General features: G+C 49.4%; 1 protein-coding gene. It reads left to right on the top strand.

All coding sequences use genetic code 11. The annotated features are described in order from the left end of the window. Positions 1 to 970: 970 nt before the first annotated feature. Positions 971 to 1,552: a hypothetical protein gene (locus G3480_RS26380; RefSeq protein WP_164657165.1), complete on the top strand. Its 582-nt coding sequence runs from the start codon at positions 971 to 973 to the stop codon at positions 1,550 to 1,552. The last annotated feature ends 334 nt before the right edge of the window (positions 1,553 to 1,886 follow it).

The following is a 1,886-nucleotide window of genomic DNA, read 5'->3' on the forward strand; positions in this document are numbered from 1 at the left end:
TCACGCTTTCCGATGCCGTCGAGGCGGTACGGCCAGACCGACAATTTCCACGCCGCAATCCCGGCAAGCTCAAGCCTAGATTCCACCCGGCTTACTGCCGGGCGGCTTAAGTCCATGGCATTGGCTCCGGCCCCCACGCCTTCACCCGCTTTCCAGCGAACAGCGCGGCGGTGGCTTTGTCGGCGAAGGTTCGAATCATTCCAGGATACCAACGGCGTTCGTTACTATCATCAAGCGTTAGCATGATCCGCTGATTCATGCCCGTGCCTCCGCTTCATCTCGACCACATTCGCCCCCTCCACCGCGAACAGAAACGACTCTCATGCAACCAACGCGCGCGCTGGTATGGCAAAATCTATAGGATGGTGAGAAATTATTGCGCTTTTAAATCAGCGGTTTAAGGAAAAGGTCATCCTATAGATAAGGGCACTAACCGGTTTCGACTGGGAACCCCTCTGAGCACAAGAAAGACGGTTCTTTTTCTGTGACGTTCAGCGGCCAGCCAAGACGGTTTCTGGTACTGTTAATCACTAGGTCGGCGGTTCGAGCCCGTCCCAGGGAGCCAAAAACGTGAAGGAAATCCTCGTCTTCTAGCGGAGACGGGGATTTTTTATGCCCGCTAGTCAACGGCTCCGGCGCATTTCCGGTACCGGATACCCTCGATCTCTACGGTTGGCATGATCCGCTCAACTTCCCTCGAACCGTTGATCACACTTGGTCGGTGGTTTGCTCCTGTTCCAGAAAATCAATACGAAAAAATCCTCGTCCTGTTTCCGGTGACGGGGATTTTTTTGCTTTATGGGCACTGGCTCTCATTTCAGGACAAGAACTCTCAGCAACGCAAGACGATTTGTGGTTTTTGGGTCTAGATTCAGATAGCCGCGCGCAGGGCTGATGATCAATTCAATTCGTTGGTTTGATCCTTCTGTGCGTGCATCTTAGCTATAGCACTCAAGCAATGGAAAAAATCATGAAACGAATACTGGCAGTGGTCTTTTGTGTGTTTCCAGCGTATTTGCTGGCAAATGACACCTATGACCCAGCGACTGGCATTGTCCACATGCCAAACGTCAAGGTTGGCGAAACGAATTTTGAAGTCAACTTGCAACATCAGGGAGACCTGGTTTTTTCAGTCGCCAGTGCCGATCCGATCATCATGCCAGAGCGTTTCTCAATGGAGTGGCTGAATGGGAAGACGCTTTATGATGTTTGGTACGGAGGAGGCTTCGACAGTTATGGTAACGACATGGACGGCGATGTGCCCGTCGTTGCAAAGATCGTTTTTGAGGCTGACGGGACCGCCATCGTCACAGGGCTCTTGAATTACCAGAACGAAACTCTAACCTATGATGTCGATTCGAATGGCGGTTTATACTTTGACGGCGACCCATCCTTAATAGCTGTAGTATGTGGCAGCACATCCCAGTATCTTAGGGCTGACTTTTATGAGAATGGCGAAACGAGTCCTGAGACTAGGAACGCTTTTTTCTTCACGGAGGAAGACGCGATGAACGCCGCAAAACTTATAAGTGGAATTTCTCCCTGTTCTTAATGCTAAATTCTTGTCTTAGTTGAGCGTCATGAGAATCATGAGAAATCTATTGGTAGCAGCCCTTCTTGCATTGCCCGCTTACTTGCTGGCAAATGACACCTATGACCCAGCGACTAGCATTGTTCACATGCCAAACGTCAAGGTTGGCGAAACGAATTTCGAAGTCAACTTGCAACATCAGGGAGACCTGGTTTTTTCAGACGCTGTATAGGAACTAAGTAACTGATTCGCTGTCGAAAAAATTGAATAACATGGCGATTTAATACGAATGCCCTCTTTTCATTCGGAGGAGATCAAGATGAATTCAGACAATGCCCATACACCTTTACGCTAT

The organism is Thiorhodococcus mannitoliphagus, from assembly GCF_010915725.1.
Lineage (GTDB): Bacteria > Pseudomonadota > Gammaproteobacteria > Chromatiales > Chromatiaceae > Thiorhodococcus > Thiorhodococcus mannitoliphagus.